This is a genomic window from Nocardiopsis sp. CNR-923 (assembly GCF_001942255.1).
GTDB lineage: Bacteria > Actinomycetota > Actinomycetes > Streptosporangiales > Streptosporangiaceae > Nocardiopsis.
Genome location: NZ_MKKC01000072.1, coordinates 1 through 19908, shown reverse-complemented (window position 1 = coordinate 19908; position 19908 = coordinate 1). Strand labels below are relative to the sequence as shown.

Genomic DNA, 19908 nt, shown 5'->3' with positions numbered 1-19908 from the left:
ATCCATGACCGGGCCACAGCCTAGCCAAGTCTGTCTTGTTTTGCGTGCCACCCGCGAACACTCACGGTTATGGTCACGCTACGCACAGGCGGAGTTCCGGGGTGACTCGCCCCTTTCACCACCCACACAGCGTGATCGGGAAGTCATACCGAGTCGGGAGTTCAGGTGCGCATGGGTGCGGTCAGAGCAATGGTTCCCGCCACCACGGCGTCCTGATGTGACCTGATTCGGATGTCCGATTCACGTCCCAGTACTGCGTCGAATCGGACCACGTCCGTCCCGAACGTGGCGGGATCCCCGACGGCGCCGCGCGCGGAACCGACGAAGCAGTTGGCCTCGCCCGCGTCGTCGCCCCGCGGCGTGCGAACGGTTCCGTCCACCGCCACCGAGTCACCGTCCAGGCCCGCGTCGCCCTCCCAGACCACGACGTCGAGCGTGGAGGGCACGGCGGCCGGCAGCAGCCCGGACACGGCATAGCCGACCGAGCCGCCCTGGAAGACCAGGTCGGTGTGGTCGAGCACCATCGCCTGGTTGTACGAGCCCACTCGGGGATCCTCCACCACCACCACCAGGCTCCACCCGGCGTAGCGGCCCCGGCCCTCGGCCGCGGGGACGTCGGCGACCCACCACTCGCCGCCGCCCTGGGCGCGCACCAGGTCGGTGACGTCGGCGAACGCGTGGTAGACGGGGTAGCCGGGCAGTTCCACGACACGGGTCTCGTCCGCCTCGACGGTTCGGTACCCGTCCACTGCGGGACCCTTGATCCTGGCGGTGGGGGCGTTGTGGCGGCCCCCCGCCGAGAAGTACAGGCCCGCCCAGCGCACCACGCCGCCCTCGGGCAGTTCCCAGATCGCGGAACTGGAGGAGACGGTGTCGGGGTTCCAGTCCCGATCGAGCGGCGCCATCTCCCAGTGGTCGTTGTCGAGCAGGTATCCCTCCCGTGCGCGCGCCTGGGCGCAGAGCCCCTCCTCCGCGCGGCCGTCCTCCTCGGGAATGGACGTGGGTTCCGGACCTACCGAAAACTCGGAGGCGTCCTGAACTTCGGGCTCCTCAGGGCCCGAGGGGCCCACCCGCGGTTCGGACGCGCCGGAGGCCGGCGGCGAGCCGGCTCCCTCCGGGTGACCGGGCGCCTCCGACGGAGCCGGGCCCTCGGTGTCGGCTCCGACGCCCGCCAGTCCGACCTCACCCTCGGTCACGGCCGAATCCTCCGAGTTCCCTGCGCTCTCACCGGCACCATCGGCGTCTGGGTTCTCGGTCGACTCCTCCAGTCCCAGACCGGATCGGCCGCCCGTCGGCACCCGCCGGGTGTCGGCGTCGGTCGTCGGCTCGGGGACCGCCCACTGCCGCGTGCCCGAAGACATGCCCAGACCCCCGTCCCAATGCCCGTGCGCGTGGCCGTGCCAAGGTGTGTGCGGATGCCCGTGCACGTGGCCGTGCCAGGGTGTGTGCGGATGCACGGGCCAGGGCCACGGCCACGGTACCTCCGGGGGTTCGGGGAGATCCGGCTCGACACACGTCATCAGAGCGTTGCCCACGGTCTCGGTACGGACGCGCCCCGCCGTCGCGTAGCGCGCGGCCACGCCCTCGGTGGTCACGCCGCGCTCACCCGCCGCGGTGACGGAGACGCCACCCGTCGACAGGGAGACCGCGGCGGGGATCCCGGTGCCGGCGTCCCCGGCCACCCGTACGTCGAAGAACTGGGTGCCGTTCTGGCCCGTGTCCATGCCCGGGTGCACGCACCGGCCGCCGCCGCTGCCCGCCGCGCAACTCCAGTCCCCGTGGCCGGACGCGCCGGAGACCGCGTTGCCCGCTCCGCCGGAGGCGACCATCTCGACCCCGGGCGGCAGCGTGATGCGGGCGACCACCTCGTCCACGGTGGCCGCGCCGATGTTGCGCACGTCCATGACCATGATTCCGTCGCTGCCCGGAACCAGCGCCCCGACCGGTCGATGCCCGCCGCGAACAGCGGTTCGCGAGCGTCCTGCGCGGGGACCTCGGCCTCCGGCACGTCCGCGGGCGGCACGACCACGGGTTCGGGTTCGGGCTCAGGCTCAGGCTCAGGCTCGGGCTCAGGGTCGGGCTCGGGCTCGGTTTCCTCGGACGGCACCGGTTCGGTGACCGGCGCGACCGGGTGCCGCGGGGGATCCTGCACGGGAGGATCGTCCGCGGGAACGGGCCGCGCGGGTGGAACGGAAGGCGCGGCGCCCGGCGGATCCGGCAGCGGGTCCCCGCCGCCCACCAGCGCGAGGGCGACCGCGACCGCGACGGCCGTCGTCGCGGCGGCTCCGGCCGTCGCCTGCTGCTGACCGCGCGACATCCGACCCCACCAGGCGCCGGTGGCGGCTCCGCCCGGGACGGAGGCGAGGTAGCCAGCGGCGCCGGCCCCCGCGACCAGCGGCAGAACGGTCCCGCGCAGTCCGACGTTGACGTCCATGAGCTCCGCGCACACCTCGCGGCAGTCCGCGCAACCGTCCAGATGCGCACCGACCTTGGCGGTGTCCCGCTTTGCCAGGCCGCCCCGGACGTAGGCGCCGAGCAGGCCGAGGGTCGGACGGCACGGCTCGGCGGCGCCCCCGCCCGCCAGGTGCATCTGGAGGTAGGCCTGCCGCAGGCCCTCGCGGGCGCGGTAGGCGAGGGCGGCGACGCCGTTGGCGTTCATCCCGAGGACGGGTGCGGCCTCGGAGGGTTTGACCCCCTCGATCTCCGTGTGCCACAGCACCGCCTGCCAGCGCTCGGGGAGGGAGAGGAAGGCTCGGGCGATCAGTGAGCGTTCGAGGCCCGCGAGCGCCGGGTCGACGAAGGGCTCGCCCGCATCGAGGCTCTCGATGTCTCCCGTGACGACCTGGCGCTTCTCCCCGCGTCCGCGGTCGTAGGCGGCGTTGCGAACGGCGGTCAGCAGGTAGGGGCGGAAGGAGTCCGTCGGTCCCTGGCCGCGCTGGATGGCGCTGAGCACCTTGGTGAAGGCCTCGGCGACGGCATCCTCCGCCTCGGCCTCCCCGCGCAGGAGTTGGCGGGCCAGACCGCGCGCGGCGCGGCCGTGGCGTTCGTAGAGGACGCCGTAGGCCGCGGTGTCACCGCCGCGCACCCGCTTGATGCACTGGTCGTCACCAGTAAGCACCTCTGTGTGATGGCCGTCGGCGTCGGTCACCCGGCGTCCTTTCTCAACAGTCCCCGCCAGCTGGGAGGAACGCCGGATCGGCGTCGTTTTCGCAGGTCCCCGAAAAAATATCCCGCATCGGCGTCATAGCCGCCACCGATCTCCGTAATCCGAGGCAGAGGCGGACGGACGGGCCCGGGTGCGCGGGCCGCGACCGGCGCCGGGGGAACGGACGACAGGGGGGAGCGGTGCCATGGGTGACGACGCGGCGGGAGCCGGGGCATGCGACCACAGGGTCCGTGCCCGGGAGCTGCGCGCCTGTGGGCGACGCGGAGCCGGGAAACGGGGTGGGACACGGGGGCCGGCTGGTGGACTCCGGCGGTCGACGCGGTGTGCGAGTCCTTCGCGACCGGGTCCGGTCTGGCGAACGCCTCCGGTCGTCTGGGAGCGGCGCGGGCACGGGCGGGCGTCGGGGTCGGGCAGAGCCTGGCGGACCTGGCGGCGTTCACCGAGGCGGTCGGGTGGGGTGATCCACCGCTGCGGCTGGTCAGAGCGATGGCTGAGGGGTGGGCGGACGGATGCCGGTCGGAGGACGCCTGCCGGGACGCGCTGACCGGCCTGGCGACCCTGCCCTACCTGAGGGCCCGCTTGGGCGAGCTGTACCCGATCGGCCACGACGCCCCTCCCGCCGTGGAGCACCGGTTGGTCGTGGTGACGCTGGACCCGGCGATGGATCCGTGGCGGCGCGCCGCCCGGCTGATCGTGCTCGGCTACGAGTTGCGCCGGTTCTTCACCCGCGGGGAATCGGTGTGCCTGCTCGGCCGGGTCCGGATCGCGGTGGTCGCGCAGGAGTCGAAGGACCTCGACGCACGGCTGGCCGAGTTGCGCCGAGAGTCAGGCTGGGGTCACGGGGCCGGCGTGTGGGCGGTTCCGCTCCCCCCGACCCTTGTGGAGGCGGTCACCCTGGTCGACGGCCTGGCGAGGTCGGGGCCATGACCGCATGACGCCGCCCCGCGCCGCGCGGTCCGCCATGAGGGAGGCGCGACCCGGCGCGGGGCGGTGGGCCGACCTCCGCGCCCCACTGAGGGGAGGGGCGTGGTGCGTCGGCCCGCCGGACGGGACACGGGTCCTCTGGCCCCTTCGGGGCGGCCCGGAGACGCGTCCGGCGTGGGGGTGTCGAGACCCGACGCCCCCGGAGGCGCGTCCGCACGGGGAGGCGGGCGCGCCTCCCCGTGCGTCACCCGATCACGGGATCAACCGAGGTTGACCCGGCCGCCGGTCACCGCGAAGACGGCCCGCCGCGTCCACGCGACCGGAACGGGCCGGATCGCGGCGATGCGCGCCTCATACCCACCGGGTGTCGGCGTGTGTGCGCCGTCGAGGAACCCGGTCGCGGAGGGTTCCGGAACGGGCAGGACGCCCGAGACGGACCGGGCGGTGGGCGGTGCCGCCTCCTCGGGAGCACGCGCCCACGGAGACGCTGAGGTCGCGGCCTCCGTGGACACGGTGGCCTCGGGCGGCGCGGAGGGCGCGGCCTCGGGGGCTACCTGAACCTTCTTCCCGCGAGCCCTTCGCTCGGAGCCGTGGACGAGGAAGACGTCGGTCTCCCCCGTGTCGGAGTTCGGGTGGACCCCCACAACTGGCATGTCGGCGGCCGGGGGTCGCGCGGCGCCCCCCTGAGGGGGCTCGCCCGTGGTCGGCGCGGCGCGCTGATCCGGGGCCGACGGCGTCGTTCGGGGCACGTCCGAGGGCGCCGTCGTGCCGAACCACGCCGGAGTGGGGGACGCGGAGCCGCCTGACCTCCCGACGCCTGGGCCAGGCGGCGCATCCCACGGCCCCGGCCTCCGCGGGGAGGCACTGCCCCGCTCGGTCCCGGGCCCAGGTGGCCCCAGGATCGGAGGACCCGATGGCGGAGCCCCCGTGCTCGACGCTCCGAGCCCAGGCGACTCTGGAACGAACCCTCCGGCCACGGGCGTTCCGGTTCCGGGTTGAGCCGGAGGGAGGACATCCGACGCCCCGGGCGGCTGCCCGTACGCCCCTGGGAACACCTCCCGCGAAGGCGCACCGCCCTGCCCGAGGCCAGGCGCGGGCCCCCCGGGAACGGGCGTCACCGGCCCCGCCTGGAAACCGCTTCCCCGTTCGCTTCGGGGATCGGGCGTCCCGGACGCGGCTGGCCCCCGCCAGTGGGCCCCGGGCGCGGATCCCGACCGCGACCCGTCGGTCGGGGGCGCCCAGGGCGACGCCGGGGCCGCACCGTGCGGGGGCCGCGGAGCAGGGCCGGGAGGTTCGGCGGGCGGCGGCTCGGGCTTGGGCGCACCCGTCAGGAAGGCCTCGGCCACCGAGTCCTGCGCGACGACGCGCGACGACGGCGCCCCGCCGGGGGGCGCCGCAGGGCGCTGCGACCCCGAGTGCCCCGACCACGGAGCCTGGTGCGGCCCGGAGTCGGCGAACCACGCCGACTGGTGCGGGCCGGAGGGTGCTTCCCAGGGCGTCTGGTTGGGGCCGGTCGGCTCGTGCGGCGCCGGCCGTTCGATCGCGTAAGGGCTCGGCGGGATGTACGGCTGCCCGTGCGGGTGCGGGTCCGCCTCGGGCACGTCAGGGCGTTTCGGGTCCTCGGGATGCCGCGGGTTCCGATGGTTCACAACGTCTGTCCCCTCCGCGCGCCCGGGCGGTCGCCGTCGACCGCGCGGTTCAGCGCCTCAGCCGCCACGTCCAGGATCGTTCGGTGCGTCGCCGCGGCGATGTCGCGGGCCCGAACCCCCCTCCCCCGAGCCAGGTGCCGATCATGCGCCATCCGCACCACACCCGCACCGCTGTCGGCCACGACCCGTGCCGTGCGCGCCGCGTCGAGGCCCGGATCCTCGCCGCGCCGCTCGTCGAACAGGACCACGACCGTCCGCCGCGCCTCGAACTCCCGACCGCCCTGGACGAACGCGTCGAGGGCACGGCCCACGCGTGTCACGGCCGCGCGCGTGGCCCGCACGACCCACACGCGAGCGTGCGCCGCCTCGGCCGCGGCGTCCACGAACGCCGCGTCCCCCGCGCCGGCGACCAACGTCACCCCGAAGAAGCGGGACAGCGGCAGCAGGCGGGACGCGTAGGCCGCCGCGTCGTCCCGTGCCGTCGCGACCGTCCACAACCCCTCGCCCGCCTGCGACAACACCTCGCGTGCCGTCTCGAAGGCGGCCTCGTCCACACCCGAATCCAGGTGGGCCGTTCCGTCCGCGCCCAGCCGCACCGCGAGTGACGGCGACCGCCCGGTCGCGTCGACGGCGAGCACGCGGTCGTGCCGGTAATGGGCGAACGCGCGGGCGAGCAGAGCGGTCACCACCGCGGTGTCCGCACCCGTCCCGAGGTCGTCCACGACGATCCGCCGCCCCGTGGCGGTGGACCGCTGCAACCGCCGACCGACCTCGACCGCCCAGGCCACCTCGTCCACCGACCGGAACGGGCGCAACGTGGCGCGCCCGACTCGGCGCACCAGGGTGTCACCCGCTACCGCGCGATCGCCGGACACGGTGGTCGTCTGCGAAACGCTCATCGTCCCTCCAGGTCAGAACGTTGCGAGGAGCCGTTCGTAGGTGCCGAAGGCGCCGATCGCCAACGGGATGAGGACGACGACCGCGATCGCCTCGAACCGGCTGGTGACTCCCCGCAGTCGAGCTCGAACGTGCTCGGGCTGTTCGACGGACAGGACCACCGCGGGAATCGCCGCGACCGCGACCGCCACGCCCAACGCGGACCACACCCCCCATGGCCAGGCCTCGGCCACCGCGAACAGGGCGCTCACCAGGACGACCAGGCTCGCCACGATGAGCACGGACTTCTGGGCGATCAGGGGGAACAACCGCGCCCGGCTGGCGACCACCACGGCGAGGACCGCCGACAGGCCCACCGTCCAGGGGTTGGACTCCGAGGCCAACCCCAGCCCCGCGGTGGCGGCCGCGACCGCGACCGCCACGGTCGCGATCACCAGGCTCCGGTGCGCGCCGGCGACGGAGGTGAGCACGTCGGCCCGGGTCACCGCGTCGCCCGAACTGCGGTTGTCGTCCAGCACCGCCAGTCCCGAGAACACCAGCGCCAACCGCAGCAGCGTGCTCAGCAGCACCACGCAGGCCACGGCCATGACCACGGCGACCTGGTGGTTCGGCAAACCGAGCGCGGCCCCCACCGACCACACCGCCGCCAGCGCCAGGCCGACCCCGCCACCGGTCAGCCCTCCCCGGCCGAGCCCGGAGGTCAAGCCGAGCAGCAGCACCGCCCCGGCCGCCAGGGCGGCGATCCCGCCCCAGCGCACCCAGTGCGGCCAGCCGAACAGGTCACTGGCCAACCACAGGCCCAGCGCGCCCATCGCCGTGCCGCTCATCGCAAGTGCGGTGCCCAGGGGCTCGCGCCACGTCGGCCCGATCGCGGCCCCCACCGCCAGAAGCAGCACGGCGCCCGCGACGATGCCGCCGATCGCCGCCCCTCCCGTCGCGAAGCCCCACACGATCCACCCCGTGCTCAGGGTCAGAACGACCAACGCGAGCGTGGACGTCCACCGTGCCGCGGTCGGGTTCCACCGGCCCTGGTGGCCGTCCAGGGCCATGGACACCGCCTCGGGCACCTCGTGCACCACGGGTGCCGGTACCGGCTCCTGCGCACTGACCAGCCGCAGCACCGCTCCGTCGGTGATCCGCCGGTCCGCGAGGGTGGTGTCGCCCGCCAGGACCATGCCCGAGGCGGTGACCAGGTGCCGCGACCGGGCGGGGTGGCCCACCTCGTCGCCGAGGAGGTCGAGCACCTCGGGCATGAGCGCGCCGATGGGCTCCGACGCGGGCAGGACGGCGTCGACCCGGCGCTCCTCACCGACGAGCGTCACCCGGCTCCAAGCGGTCATGGCCTTCCAATCGTGCTGCGTGGCTGGCGGGGGTCCCGCCAGGTTCGGATCCGCACCCGTGCGGTCCTCAGGCGGGAACGTCGCTCACGGCGACGCGTTCAAGGTAGCCATGGCCGATCAGCCAGCGCACGGTGGGTACCGGCGGGACCTCCGCGAACCCGGCCGTGTCGAGGCTGAAGCGGACGGCGCCACCCGGGCTGGCTCCGTCGGGGGCCGCGGTGCTGGCGCCCACCTGGAAGGGGTGGATGACCCGGTAGCGGTGGTACAGGTCCTGCCCGTCCGGAGACCTGCGCGCGTGCTCGGGCAGACCGCGGTTGGGGAAGGGAGTGCCGTCGGGAAAGAGGAAACGGCCGCTCTCCTGGCCGAAGGCGTCGACGACGTCGCCGACCTCCAGGGTGTGCCGGTAGGAGTCGCCGCTGCGGTCCGCGAGGTTGTCCCGTACCTGCGAGGTCAGCTCCGCCGCGGCCCCGGCGACGGCCTCCTCCTGGGCGGCGGTCAGGGGCGCGGGTTCCGCCTCAGTGGTGGCCAGCTCCTGGAACAGCCAGCGGGCCGCCTCGTCCTCGGTGGTGAACCGCGTCCCGGTCCGCCCCTGGTCGAAGGCGATGACCGAGGAGTCGAAGTACCCCTCCGCGTCCTCGGTGACCAGGTAGTAGCTGTCGACGGTCCCCGGCACGGGCCGCTCGTCGCCGGGGAGGACGTACAGGGTGTCGGGGACGCCCGCCGCGACCAGCTCCTCGCGGGCGTTCTCCAGGGTGATCCGCGCTCCGACCCAGTCCCCCGGAAACGGCGGGACGGCGTTGCCCGCCGGACCGGAGGAGGCCTGCTCCTGTTCGATCCGCTGGTCGCTCAGGGTGGCGGTGACGAACGACCATCCGACCGTGGCCCCGCAGACCACGGCGGCGAGACAGGCGCTGATCACCAGCTTGCCCAGGTTCTCGTCGAGGCGGCGTCTGGTGCGCTGGCCGCCGAACAGAACCGCCTCGCGCAGGCGTTGCCGACGGACCGCGATGGACTCAAGAAGTTGGCTGTCGTAGTCGCGGGCCAACAGCACTCCTCGGTTCTGGTCACGGGCGCCCCGGGCGGGGGACGACCTGGTCGCTGCCTGTCTCGCCGGGGTCGATCAGATGTTGGCGACCGCGGCTCCGGCGCGGCTCAGCGTCTCCTGGGCCGTGGCGTCGTTGGACTCCAGGGTCTCGCGCACGAGGCGAATGATCTCACGGACCTCGTTCGCCGCCGCGTCCCACTTCTGTTCCTTGCCGTGGTACTCGTCGGAGACGCCGTCGGCCTCGAAGTCGCTCATCGCCGTGGCGACGTCGCTCTCGTGCTGGCCGATGATCGCCTCCAGGCGGTTCATGATGCCGTTGATATTGCCCTGGACCTCCGAGGAGGCATCCGTGTTGTAGGCGTTGCGTCCGGACATCTGAGGTTCTCCTCCAGGTGGGGGTGGGCGCGGTCTACCTGAACTTCGCGGCGTCGAAGTTGGCCGCGGCCATGTTCTGGTTGGCGTCGTCGGTCATGGTCTGGGTACCGGTCTGGAAGGCCGCCTGCATGCCCGCCTGCCCCTCCTGGATGGAGCCGAGCCCGGCGCGCAGATCGGCGGCGATGGCGTCGGCCCGGTTCTTGAAGGAGTCGAACGCGGCCTTGCCGGGTCCGTCGAACTTGCCGTAGAGGGGCTCGGCCGCCTGGACGAGCTGACCGATCAGCGTGGAGAGTTCGTCACCGCTGCCCGCGGTGTTCTGTCCCAGGGTGACCAGCGTCGTATCGCCTTGGTCCCAGCGTGGCATCCTTCACCTTTCCTCGGGGGCCTCGCGAGGCGGTCGCCTCCGGGAGGGAGACGCGCGTGGAGTCGCCGTGGTTCCGACTTCACGGAACCGCCGCCCCGGTTGGCGGGGGACTTCGAATAATACAAGTGGCCGCCGACGGAGAATAGCGAGGAGGGCCACCTGTGGACAACATCGAAATGGCTTCCGAAGCTGTCCTCGACGCGGAGCGGGAGGTCCGCGCACACCGCGCGGACGCGGGAGCCGGAGCGCCCGCCCCACAGTGCCTCCGGTGGCACGGAAAACCCCATCCGAAACACCGTCCCCATCCGGAGGTCGACGAACTCGAAGTCCTGGCCGATGGGAACAGTCGGCGGCACGGCGTGATCCCACGGAAGCGCCGTCGAATACGATCGGGACCGGTCGCACCGAATTGCACCGGTCGGATAAGAACGGCGCGCACCGGGAAAGACGATCCCGCCCCCGTCACCCCCACGGCCACCGCCGCGGTCCCCACCGCACGGAGACCGCCCGCCCGGCGCCGCCCCGCACGTGAGGAGACTCCTTGAGCCACGACGTGGTCGCCCTGCTGTCCCAGCCGCCCGACCGGCGGTCCCTGACCAGGGCCATGGTCGAGGCCGGACCCGCCCTGAGGGTCCGGCTCGTGGCCGAGGGCGCGCTGGTGGAGCTGCGCGACGACGACGGCCGGATCGTGGCCGCCCTCCAGGCCGCCCAGCGGCTGGAGACGTCCGCCGAGGCCGACCGCCTGCTGGCCGACGGAGTCAGCGACGACCTGCCCTCCTCCCCGTACTGGGTGGAGGCGCACGGGACCGATGTCCCGGACGTCGACACCGCGGGCGTGGTCCGCCGGTTCGCCCGGTACCTGGCCGACGAGCACGACGGTGTGCTGTGGGAGCCCGAACGCCGCCTCGACCGGAGCCACGCACACCTCAACGGCGCCGCCGACCACCCCGCGGTCGCCGCCGTCCCGGGCGAGTGCTTCGTCGTGCTCCAGGACCGCCCCCTGGTGCCGCTCTCCCCCTGGCTCCTGGACGCCGTGGCCCAATACGGACGGGAGGGACGCCGCCTCCAGCTCGTCACGCCCTCCGCCAGCCGACTGACGTACGCGCTTCGCTCCCTGGTCGCACGTCCCGGTTGCCGGTGGGTCGTCCAGCGCCGGACGCGGCCCACTACGACGGGTTCTCCGGGGTCCCACTGGTCTGGGCCGCCGACTCCGGGTTCGTCGTGGACCCGAACGCCTCCGCCGAGGACGGACCGCACGAGGCGTTCCGGGGGTCCGCGCGGGATCTGGGCGCACAGCTGCTCGTCGATGTCAACGTGGAGCACCCGGCCACCGACGACCTCCTCCTGGGCGGGGCCGCGGAACTCCTCGCCGAGACCCTGGGCGGCGCCCTCCCCTCCCTGTGGGGGACCGGCGAACCGCTGGCGCACGCCTGGGACCGCGACGCCGTGACCGCGACGTGCCGCAGACGCGTGCCCGCCCAGACGCTCATCGCGTTCTCCGGGCCGCCGGAGAGCGTGCGGGGGGAGGGAGTCCGTCCGTTCGCCGGCACCCAACGGGTGGGGCGGACCGCCAACGGCGTGCGGGAGAACATCACGTTCGCGGTGGGGCACGAGCCCGGGGAGGAGCCCGACACGGCGGCCCTGACCACGGTCGTCAAGGAGCTCGCCGCACGCGACGTGCTCCAGAACGCGACGGTGCGCCGGATGGGCGGCCGGTCCGACCTGACCTATCCGGCCCGGTGGTCGGGGGCGCCGATTCCCGTGGGCATGGCCCTCGGAGCGGAGGCGGTCTCGACGATCGGGACTGACCGCGCCCTGTCCGCCCCGGTGCGCTCGGTCCCGTTCGGCCCGCCCATGACCCCCGCCGTCTGGTACCTGATCGGGAACGGCACGGAGGCGAACGCCTGGGACCGCTTCCGCAGCCTCATGGGGCACCTGCGCCCCGAGGGGTCGCCGGACTCCTCCGGAACGTCCTGACAGAACCGACTTCGATAGGGTTCTGCGCATCCCGCGGGCCCGCCGCGGCATCCCCCGCGAACTCCGCTCCCCCACGTCAGGGCACGTCTCCGTCCGGCCAGACCCGCCCATCCCCGCAGCCCGAGCCGAGAGGAACGCCGATGAGCCTGCGCGTCGTGCACCGGCCGACACGGACCGTCCACCCCACTCCGGTTCAGGAACCCCACGAGGTGGAGGCGCCGCCCACGCTGCCCGACGGGAAGACGCAGGGCAACCCCCTCATGTCCATCCTGCCGATGGTGGGCATGATGGCGTCACTGACGATCATGATGGTCATGCGCAACCCGGCGTTCATGGCGCTCGGCGCCGTGCTCCTGTGCGTGGCCCTCCTCGGCGCGCTCGCCATGCTGTTCTCCCGACGGGGCCAGGTCGGCCGACAGCGCCGCAACCAGCGCGAACTCTACCTCCAGTACCTGGAGGAGCTGCGCGAGGAACTGAGCGGCTGGGAGCAGCGCACCCGAGCCCACGCCAGGTTGCTCGACCCCCCGCCCGAGGCGCTCTACGACGTCGTCCGCGACCCGACGCGCCTGTGGGAGCGCCGTCGGCGCCACCGCGACTTCCTGCGGGTGCGGATCGGCACCGGTCTGACCGAGGGCCGCCGCCTGCGGCTGGCCGAGCAGGGCACCGCCCTCACCCCCACGGACCCGTTCATGCTCTCCGAGGCCCAGGCCGCGATCCGCCGGTTCGAGACGATCCCGGAGATGCCGCTCACCCTGCCCCTGGACATGGCCGGGAACGTCAGCGTCATCGGCGAGCGCGAGGACGTGATGCGCCTCGTCCGCGCCCTGGCCGCCCAGTTCGGCGCCTTCCACGCCCCCGAGGACGCGGGGCTGGCCGTCGCCTATCCCGCCGGGCGCGCCGACGACTGGACCTGGCTACCGTGGCTGCCGCAGGTCCTGGACCAGCGGCGACGCGAGAACGGGGCCGCGGTCCGCCTCATCGCGCCCGACCCCGGCCGGTTGGGCGGGCTCCTCGCCGACGAACTGCGCTCGCGCACCGACTTCGCGTCGGAGGTCCGCCGCGGGATGGGCAAGCGCGAGGCGTACCGGATGCTCCGCCGCCTGATCGTCGTCCACGACACCCACGGCGGGGTCGCCGCCGAACTGGTGCGGCCCGACCACACGATGGACCCGGCCGACCTGGGTGTGACCGTGCTGCACCTGGTGTCGCGGCAGATCGACGAGCCCGGCGACGTCAACGTCCGCGTCACCGTGACCGGCGACCAGGTGCGGATCGAGGAGCTGCGCGGCGCCGACCCCCTGGTCATGTCCGGCACCGTGGACGACGTCCCGGCCGCCACGCTCTCCGGCCTCGTCCGCATGCTCGCACCGCTGCGGCTCTCCCCGGAGTCCATCGAGGAGAGCGCGCAGGAAGGCGGCAACATCGACTTCCCCGCCCTGATGGGGGTGCGGGACCCGGCCGCGATGGACGTACGGCGCGTGTGGTCGCCGCGCAGCGAACGCGCGTTCCTTCGGGTGCCGATCGGTGTGGACGACATGGGGCAACCGGTCGTGCTCGACCTCAAGGAGTCGGCCCAGCTGGGCATGGGCCCGCACGGACTGTGCGTCGGCGCGACCGGTTCCGGCAAGAGCGAGATGCTGCGCACCCTCGTCCTGGCCCTGGCCGCCTCCCATCCGCCCGAGCGGGTGAGCATGGTGCTGGTCGACTACAAGGGCGGGGCCACCTTCGCCCCCTTCGAGGACATGCCGCACGTCGCCGGGGTGATCACCAACCTGGAGGACGACGCCGCGCTGATCGAGCGCGTCCACGCGAGCCTGTCGGGTGAGGTGCAGCGCCGCCAGCAGGTCCTGCGCGACGCCGGGAACGTGGCCAGCATCGGCGACTACCAGTTCAGGCGCCAGCACGATCCCGGCCTTGCGCCGCTGCCGCACCTGCTCGTCATCATCGACGAGTTCGGCGAACTCCTCACCGCCCGACCCGACTTCATCGAGCTGTTCCTGTCGATCGGCCGGATCGGCCGCAGCATCGGCGTGCACCTGCTGCTGTCCAGCCAGCGCATCGAGGGCGGCAAGCTGCGCGGCCTGGACACCTACCTGTCCTACCGCCTGGGCCTGCGGACCTTCTCCGAGGAGGAGAGCCGCACCGTGCTCAACACGCCCGACGCCTTCCACCTGCCGTCCCTGCCCGGTTTCGGCTACCTCAAGGTGGACACCAGCGTCTACCAGCGGTTCAAGGCGGGCTACGTGTCGGGGCCCTACCGCGGGCCGGTGGCCGAGGAGGACACCGAGGCGGCCCCGTCGGTGCGCCGGTACACCGCCTTCAACGAGCGGGACGACGCGTCCGCGGTGCGGGCGGACGCACCGGCCGCGGAGGAGTCGCCGATGCCCTCCCGCACGGTCGGCCCGACGCTGTTGGACGTGATGGTCGGCCAGTTCGCGCGGCACGGGGAGCGCACACGCGAGATCTGGCTGCCGCCGCTGCCGTCCGTGACCACCCTGGACACGGTGGTCGGCGCGCCGGAGGAGACCGAGGACGGGCTGCGGCTTCCCGGGGAGCGGACTCAGCTGTCCATCCCGGTCGGGCTGTTGGACGACGCGACCAAGCAGTGGCAGGGCGTGTGGGAGCTGGACCTGACCGCCTCCGGAGGGCACGCGGCGATCATCGGGGGTCCGCAGAGCGGCAAGACCACCCTGTTGCGCACGATGGTGCTGTCGCTGGCCCTGACGCACACACCGCAGCAGGTCGCCGTGTACGGGCTGGACCTGGTCGGCGGCGGGTTGCAATCCCTGGCCGGACTGCCGCACGTGGGCGGTGTGGCCGTGCGGACCGACGCCGAGCGGGTGCGGCGCACGGTGGAGGAGCTACGCGGGATGCTGGACCACCGGCAGGAGGTGTTCCGGAAGCGGGGCATCGACTCGGTGCGGCAGCTGCGACGGAAGCACGCCCGAGGCGAGGTGCCCGAGCTGGCCAGTGCCGACGTGGTGCTGTGCGTGGACGGCTTCGGAGCTGTCCGCAAGGACTTCGAGGACATCGACCCGATGGTCAACGACCTGTTGCAGCGCGGCGGCGGGTACGGCGTCCACGTGGTGGCGGGGATGCTGCGCTGGAACGACGTGCGCATCGCCGCGCAGTCGAACTTCGGCCAGAAGGTGGAACTGCGCCTGAACGACCCGTCGGAGTCGACGATCGACCGCAAACTGGCGGAGACGATCGGCCCCAGGGCGCCGGCCGGGCCCTGACGGACACCGAGTTGTTCGGACAGGTGGCGCTGCCGAGGTTCGACGGCGTCACCGGCGACGAGGGGCTCGGTGAGATCGTGCAGGCCGCCGTGCGCTCGGTGAACCGGGCCTGGCGCGGCAAGCGCGCTCCGGAGGTGCGCGTCCTGCCGCACGAACTGCCCGCGCGCACGCTGCCCACCCGGGACTCCGAGCCGAAGAAGGTGCCGATCGGGGTGGACGAGCGGGCCTTGGAGCCGGTGTTGCTCGACCTGTTCGACGCAGACCAGAACCTGCTGGTCCTCGGGGACGGCGGGTGCGGCAAGACCAACCTGCTGCGTCTGGTGGCCGAGGGACTGGTCGAGCGGTACAGCTCCGACGAGGTGGTGTTCGCGGTGATGGACCCGAGGCGCACCCTGCGGGACGTGGTCCCGGAGGAGTACACGGGCGGGTACGCGAGCAGTCCGCGGGTGTGCGCGGGGTTGGCGGGCGGCGTCGCCAGGGAACTGGAGGGCCGTCTGCCCGAGGACGGGGACCTCGACGCGCTGGAACCGGGTGCGATCAGGGGTCCGAGGATCGTGGTGCTCGCGGACGACTACGACGTGCTGACGACGGCGGGTCAGAAGCCGCTGGCGCCGTTCGTGCCGTTCGTGTCGAACGGGCGCGACATCGGGCTGCACTTCGTGGTGGCGCGCCGCGTGGCCGGTGCCGGGCGCGGACTGTTCGACCCGCTGGTGCAGGCGATGCGGGAGATCGGCACCGGCGCTCTGGTGATGTCGGGCGACCGCAGCGAGGGGCAGCTCCTACCCAGGCTGTACGCGTCGCCACAGCCGCCCGGTCGCGGCACGTGGGTGGCGCGGGGCGGTTCGGCGCGGCTGGTGCAGACCGCGCTGAGAGCCCCGGGCGGCTCCCACCGGGGGTGATCCCGGCCCGGCCCCGGTCGTGCCCCTCTCCCGGGCGGGGGCGAGGGGCCGGGGACGGCGCCCAGGCGGAACCGCTCAGCCGGTGCCCCGCAGTTCCACCAGCAGCTCCCGCAGGGCGTCCGCCGCCTCCCCGGGCACGGTCTCACGCACCGTCCAGCCGCGCATCCGGGCGAGGCGGGCAGCGTGCGCGCGGTCCGGGCCGGTGAGCAGGTAGCCGCACGGGGCGTCCGGCCAGTCGGCGACCATCGGCAGGTGCTCGGACCGGTATCCGGGCGGCTCGTCGTCCCGGGAACCGGTGTCCGCAGCATCCCCCACGCCCCCCTCCGGGCTCTGCGCCCGTTCCAGTTCGGCCCGGGTGGGACCGCCGGGCTGGGGCAGGAAGGCGTCCACGAGAACGTATCCGAACACCGGCCGGTGCGCCGCGCGCTGGGCCGCGCCCACCGCGCCGACGAGCGGGCCCGCGTCCCCCTCGGCGACCAGCGCGACCGGGCTCGCCGTGCCCGCCAGTCGGTGGATTTCCAGGCTGGCGCGGGCGACGTAGCGGCCCGCGTGCGGCGGGATCCGGTCGTCTCCGATCCGGGGCTGGACGGGTGTGACGCCGCGGGCCGCCAGCGCCCGCCAGAGCGGGGAGCCGCGACGGGCGGCCGAGCGGCGGGGGGAGGAGGACGGCGATCACGCGGTGCCGCCGCTCCGCGTCTCCTCGACCACCCACTCCAAGTACGCGGTGTTGCCCCCGATGACCGGCACGGCGACGACCTCGGGGACGTCATAGGGGTGGATCCGCGCGACGTGCGCGACGAGCGCGTCCACCCGGTCGGCGGACGTCGTGGCGACGACCAGCCACTCCTCGTCGACGTGGGCCTCGCCCTCCCACCGGTAGAAGCTCGTGATCGGCCCGCTCACCTGCGTGCACGCGGCCAGGCGGTGCTCGATCAGCGACCGCGCCACGCGTTCCGCCCTCTCCCGTCCGTCGACGGTGGTCTCCACCCGGACGGTGCCCTCGGGTCCCGGCACGGTCACCCCTCCCGACCTGGGCGGGCGCGTCCGCGCGGCCCCGCCCGGTGTTCTAGGCTCACTGATCATGAGCGAACGTGATGAACTCCTGCGTAAGATCAACGATAAGGCGGTCGTCCGCGGGAAGGTGACCCTGTCCTCCGGGATGGAGGCCGACTACTACGTCGACCTGCGTCGGGTGACCCTGGACGCGGAGGCCGCGCCCCTGGTCGGCTCGGTCATGTTGGACAACGTCGCGGACCTGGAGTTCGACGCCGTGGGCGGACTGACCCTGGGCGCTGACCCGGTGGCCACCGCGATGCTGCACGCCGCGCACGCGCGCGGGCGCGGGCTGGACGCTTCGTGGTGCGCAAGGCGGGCAAGGCGCACGGTCTACAGCGCCGGATCGAGGGACCCGACGTGAGGGGTCGGCGCGTGCTCGCCCTGGAGGACACCTCGACCACGGGCGGCTCCGTGCTGACGGCGGTGGAGGCGCTCCGTGAGGCGGGCGCGAGGTGGTCGCGGTCGCGTTGATCGTGGACCGCGGCGCGCGTGAGCGGGTGACGGGGGAGGGCCTGGAGTACCGGGCGGTGTTCGAGGCGTCCGACCTGGACGTCTGAGTGCGCGTGCGGCATCGGAGCGGCGGGGTCGACGGCCCCGCCGTCGGTGCGTCCGGGGTGTGTGATCCGGCGCGGGTCTACTCGCCGATGGTGAAGCTGTAGTCCTCGTCGCGGTCGGAGATGTCGCGCTGGCTGCCGTTGACGAAGACCTCGACCGCCGCGGGGTCGCTGATGGTGACCTCCAGCGGCGGCTGGGCGAAGGTGATCGATCCGCCCTGCCTTATCACCTGGTCGTGCAGGACGTCACCGCCCGGGACCCGGACGAAGACGTTGCTGGACTCGCCGATAACGCGCACGTAGAGCACGCCCATGTTCTCCGGCTCCTCCACGTCGGCGGAGGCTCCTGACGCGTTGGCGCTCACGCTGGAGCCGTCGCTCGGCAGCGACCGGTAGAGGAAGTAGCCGCCGAGGGCCACCAGAGCGGCTAAGAGCAGGACGGCCCCGACGATGGCCATCACCTGGCCAACGCCGCGCGGATCGTTCCTGTGCCTTCCCACGGCGTTGAATGTAGCGTGTATCACGACAAAAAGCGACAGCAGGGGCCCGACGACCTCACGAGACCACCAACCCGGGCACGCGTCGCGTGACCTCCCGCGACCCTGGCTGCCCGGTTCGCGACTCCCCCGGCGGCCGCACACCCAGGACCTGCGCATACGAGCTCAACCCTGGCCAATTTGGTCTAGACCTTTTCAAGCGCCGCACGTGTTCGGGATACTTGGACCACACCTGGTGGACACACCCGGACGCGGCCCTCCCCTTGGGCCGACCCCCCGACGGCCGGCCTCCACCGGGGCAACGCACGTGGGGGTGCCGCCGGGCGAAGGACCGGCGGCCGCTCGCTCCAGGCCGATTCCAGGGAGAGTTAGCATGCCCATCGCCAGCCCCGAGGTCTACACCGAGATGCTGAGCCGCGCGAAGTCCCAGGGCTTCGCCTACCCGGCGATCAACGTGACCTCAAGCCAGACGCTCCACGCCGCCCTGCGGGGCTTCGCCGAGGCCGAGACCGACGGCATCGTCCAGATCTCCACGGGCGGCGCCGAGTTCCTGTCCGGGGCCACGGTCAAGGACATGGTCACCGGCTCGGTCGCCTTCGCCGAGTTCGCCCGCGTGGTCGCCGACAAGTACCCGGTGAACGTCGCCCTGCACACCGACCACTGCCCCGAGAACAAGCTCGACGGCTTCGTCCGCCCGCTGCTGGAGATCTCCAGGGAGCGCGTCGCCAACGGCCGGGAGCCGCTGTTCCAGTCCCACATGTGGGACGGCTCGGCCGTCGACCTGGAGGAGAACCTCCGGATCGCCGAGGAGCTGCTGGCCGCCTCCAAGGCCGCTCGCACCGTCCTGGAGATCGAGGTCGGCGTGGTCGGCGGCGAGGAGGACGGCATCGTCGGCGAGATCAACGAGAAGCTGTACACGACCCCCGACGACGCTCTGCGAACCGCCGAGGCCCTGGGGCTGGGCGAGAAGGGCTACTACATGACCGCCCTGACCTTCGGCAACGTGCACGGCTCCTACAAGCCGGGTTTCGTGAAGCTGCGCCCGGAGGTCCTCAAGGAGGCCCAGGAGGCGGTGGGTCGCAAGTACGGCAAGGTCAAGCCGTTCGACTTCGTGTTCCACGGCGGATCCGGCTCCACCCTGGAGGAGATCCACGAGGCGATCGAGTACGGCGTGGTGAAGATGAACATCGACACCGACACCCAGTACGCGTACACCCGTCCCGTGGTCGATCACGTCATGCGCAACTACGACGGCGTGCTCAAGATCGACGGCGAGATCGGTAGCAAGAAGGCCTACGACCCGCGCGCCTACGGCAAGGCGGCCGAGGCGGGCATGGCCGCACGCGTCGTCGAGGGGGCCCAGCAGCTGAAGTCCGCGGGCAACAAGATGAGGTAGTGGCGGAGGGCGAGGGCGCCCGCGCGGAGCGGGCGCGGTTCGCGACGGGGGTGTCCGGGTGCGGGAACGCACCCGGACACCCCTTCTGGTTTTCCACAGGTTATCCACAGACCCGCACCCTGAATTAGCGCAGAATCGGCTCCACATTACCTATCAAACCGTGATTAATCACCCAGCGAAAATAAAGGTTATCCACACCCCCGTTTCAGCGGAGCAGGTCCGGGAATTCTCCTCAACGCCTCGACCCCTCGGCGAAGAATGAGGAAAAGTGAAGACCAGGAACAGCATCGCGCGTACCGTGGCAGTCGGCGTTCTGGCGGCGGGGACCGTGCTCGTCGGCGCGGCGGCGTGGGCCGGGACCGACACCGCGATCGGTCGTGCCGCCGCCCCCTGCGGACTCGGCGCCAACATTCCCAGCCAGTACGGGAACTCACTGGCTGGAACCGGATCACGCACCGAGTGCGGCGGGAAGGTGACGCTCACCGTCCAGGTCCGCAAGCACCGGCCAGCGTGGCCCGATCTGGCCGTGG

11 protein-coding genes and 5 pseudogenes are annotated in these 19908 nt (G+C 72.9%); 6 read left to right on the top strand and 10 right to left on the bottom strand.

Features of this window, described 5'->3' with window-relative positions; genetic code table 11:
* Positions 1–1591: 1591 nt before the first annotated feature.
* Positions 1592–3148 carry a sigma-70 family RNA polymerase sigma factor gene (locus BJF83_RS28830; RefSeq protein WP_262391437.1) on the bottom strand — a complete coding sequence of 519 codons (1557 nt, stop codon included), beginning with the start codon at positions 3146–3148 and terminating at the stop codon, positions 1592–1594.
* Between the two features lie 339 nt (positions 3149–3487).
* On the opposite strand from BJF83_RS28830, the gene BJF83_RS09460 reads away from it, so the two are divergent.
* Entirely contained in the window at positions 3488–4093 is a 606-nt protein-coding gene (locus BJF83_RS09460; RefSeq protein WP_316042238.1) for a hypothetical protein, read from the top strand.
* Between the two features lie 257 nt (positions 4094–4350).
* Here BJF83_RS09460 and BJF83_RS27420 read toward each other — a convergent pair whose 3' ends face one another.
* The 6 genes from BJF83_RS27420 to BJF83_RS09425 all read right to left on the bottom strand — a co-directional run bounded on the left by BJF83_RS27420 (position 4351) and on the right by BJF83_RS09425 (position 9760).
* Positions 4351–4734: a hypothetical protein gene (locus BJF83_RS27420; protein ID WP_075925996.1), complete on the bottom strand. Its 384-nt coding sequence runs from the start codon at positions 4732–4734 to the stop codon at positions 4351–4353.
* Between the two features lie 1001 nt (positions 4735–5735).
* Positions 5736–6638, bottom strand: coding sequence for an ATPase (locus BJF83_RS09445; RefSeq protein WP_075925994.1), 903 nt, complete (start codon positions 6636–6638; stop codon positions 5736–5738).
* A 12-nt stretch (positions 6639–6650) separates the two neighbouring features.
* Positions 6651–7976: a type VII secretion integral membrane protein EccD gene (gene eccD, locus BJF83_RS09440; protein WP_075925993.1), complete on the bottom strand. Its 1326-nt coding sequence runs from the start codon at positions 7974–7976 to the stop codon at positions 6651–6653.
* A 67-nt stretch (positions 7977–8043) separates the two neighbouring features.
* Positions 8044–9021 carry a TNT domain-containing protein gene (locus BJF83_RS09435; RefSeq protein ID WP_075926012.1) on the bottom strand — a complete coding sequence of 326 codons (978 nt, stop codon included), beginning with the start codon at positions 9019–9021 and terminating at the stop codon, positions 8044–8046.
* 75 nt (positions 9022–9096) lie between these two features.
* A complete protein-coding gene (locus BJF83_RS09430; protein WP_075925992.1) occupies positions 9097–9396 on the bottom strand; it encodes a pore-forming ESAT-6 family protein in 300 nt (99 codons plus the stop codon).
* Between the two features lie 34 nt (positions 9397–9430).
* Positions 9431–9760, bottom strand: a complete 330-nt coding sequence (locus BJF83_RS09425; protein ID WP_075925991.1) for a hypothetical protein — start codon at positions 9758–9760, stop codon at positions 9431–9433.
* Between the two features lie 604 nt (positions 9761–10364).
* Here BJF83_RS09425 and BJF83_RS30960 point away from each other — a divergent pair.
* Positions 10365–11737 (top strand): annotated as a pseudogene (locus BJF83_RS30960) (DUF6177 family protein).
* A 140-nt stretch (positions 11738–11877) separates the two neighbouring features.
* A pseudogene (eccCa, locus tag BJF83_RS09415) lies at positions 11878–15875 on the top strand (type VII secretion protein EccCa).
* A 75-nt stretch (positions 15876–15950) separates the two neighbouring features.
* On the opposite strand, the pseudogene BJF83_RS09410 reads toward eccCa, so the two are convergent.
* Together BJF83_RS09410 and cutA are read right to left on the bottom strand one after the other, a co-directional pair.
* Positions 15951–16551 (bottom strand): annotated as a pseudogene (locus tag BJF83_RS09410) (hypothetical protein).
* On the bottom strand, positions 16548–16895 hold the full coding sequence (gene cutA, locus BJF83_RS09405) for a divalent-cation tolerance protein CutA (protein ID WP_262391436.1): 348 nt from the start codon (positions 16893–16895) through the stop codon (positions 16548–16550). The pseudogene BJF83_RS09410 and the gene cutA overlap by 4 nt, the downstream one beginning before the upstream one ends.
* A gap of 61 nt (positions 16896–16956) precedes the next feature.
* Between cutA and pyrE the strand changes: the two are divergent.
* A pseudogene (gene pyrE / locus BJF83_RS09400) lies at positions 16957–17488 on the top strand (orotate phosphoribosyltransferase).
* Between the two features lie 77 nt (positions 17489–17565).
* On the opposite strand, the gene BJF83_RS09395 reads toward pyrE, so the two are convergent.
* A complete protein-coding gene (locus BJF83_RS09395) occupies positions 17566–17943 on the bottom strand; it encodes a RodZ domain-containing protein (RefSeq protein WP_075925989.1) in 378 nt (125 codons plus the stop codon).
* Positions 17944–18355: 412 nt separating this feature from the next.
* On the opposite strand from BJF83_RS09395, the gene fbaA reads away from it, so the two are divergent.
* Together fbaA and BJF83_RS09385 are read left to right on the top strand one after the other, a co-directional pair.
* Positions 18356–19378 (top strand): class II fructose-bisphosphate aldolase, encoded by a 1023-nt coding sequence (gene fbaA, locus BJF83_RS09390; protein WP_075925988.1) that lies wholly within the window; start codon positions 18356–18358, stop codon positions 19376–19378.
* A gap of 298 nt (positions 19379–19676) precedes the next feature.
* Positions 19677–19908 (top strand): annotated as a pseudogene (locus BJF83_RS09385) (hypothetical protein); the annotation flags it as partial.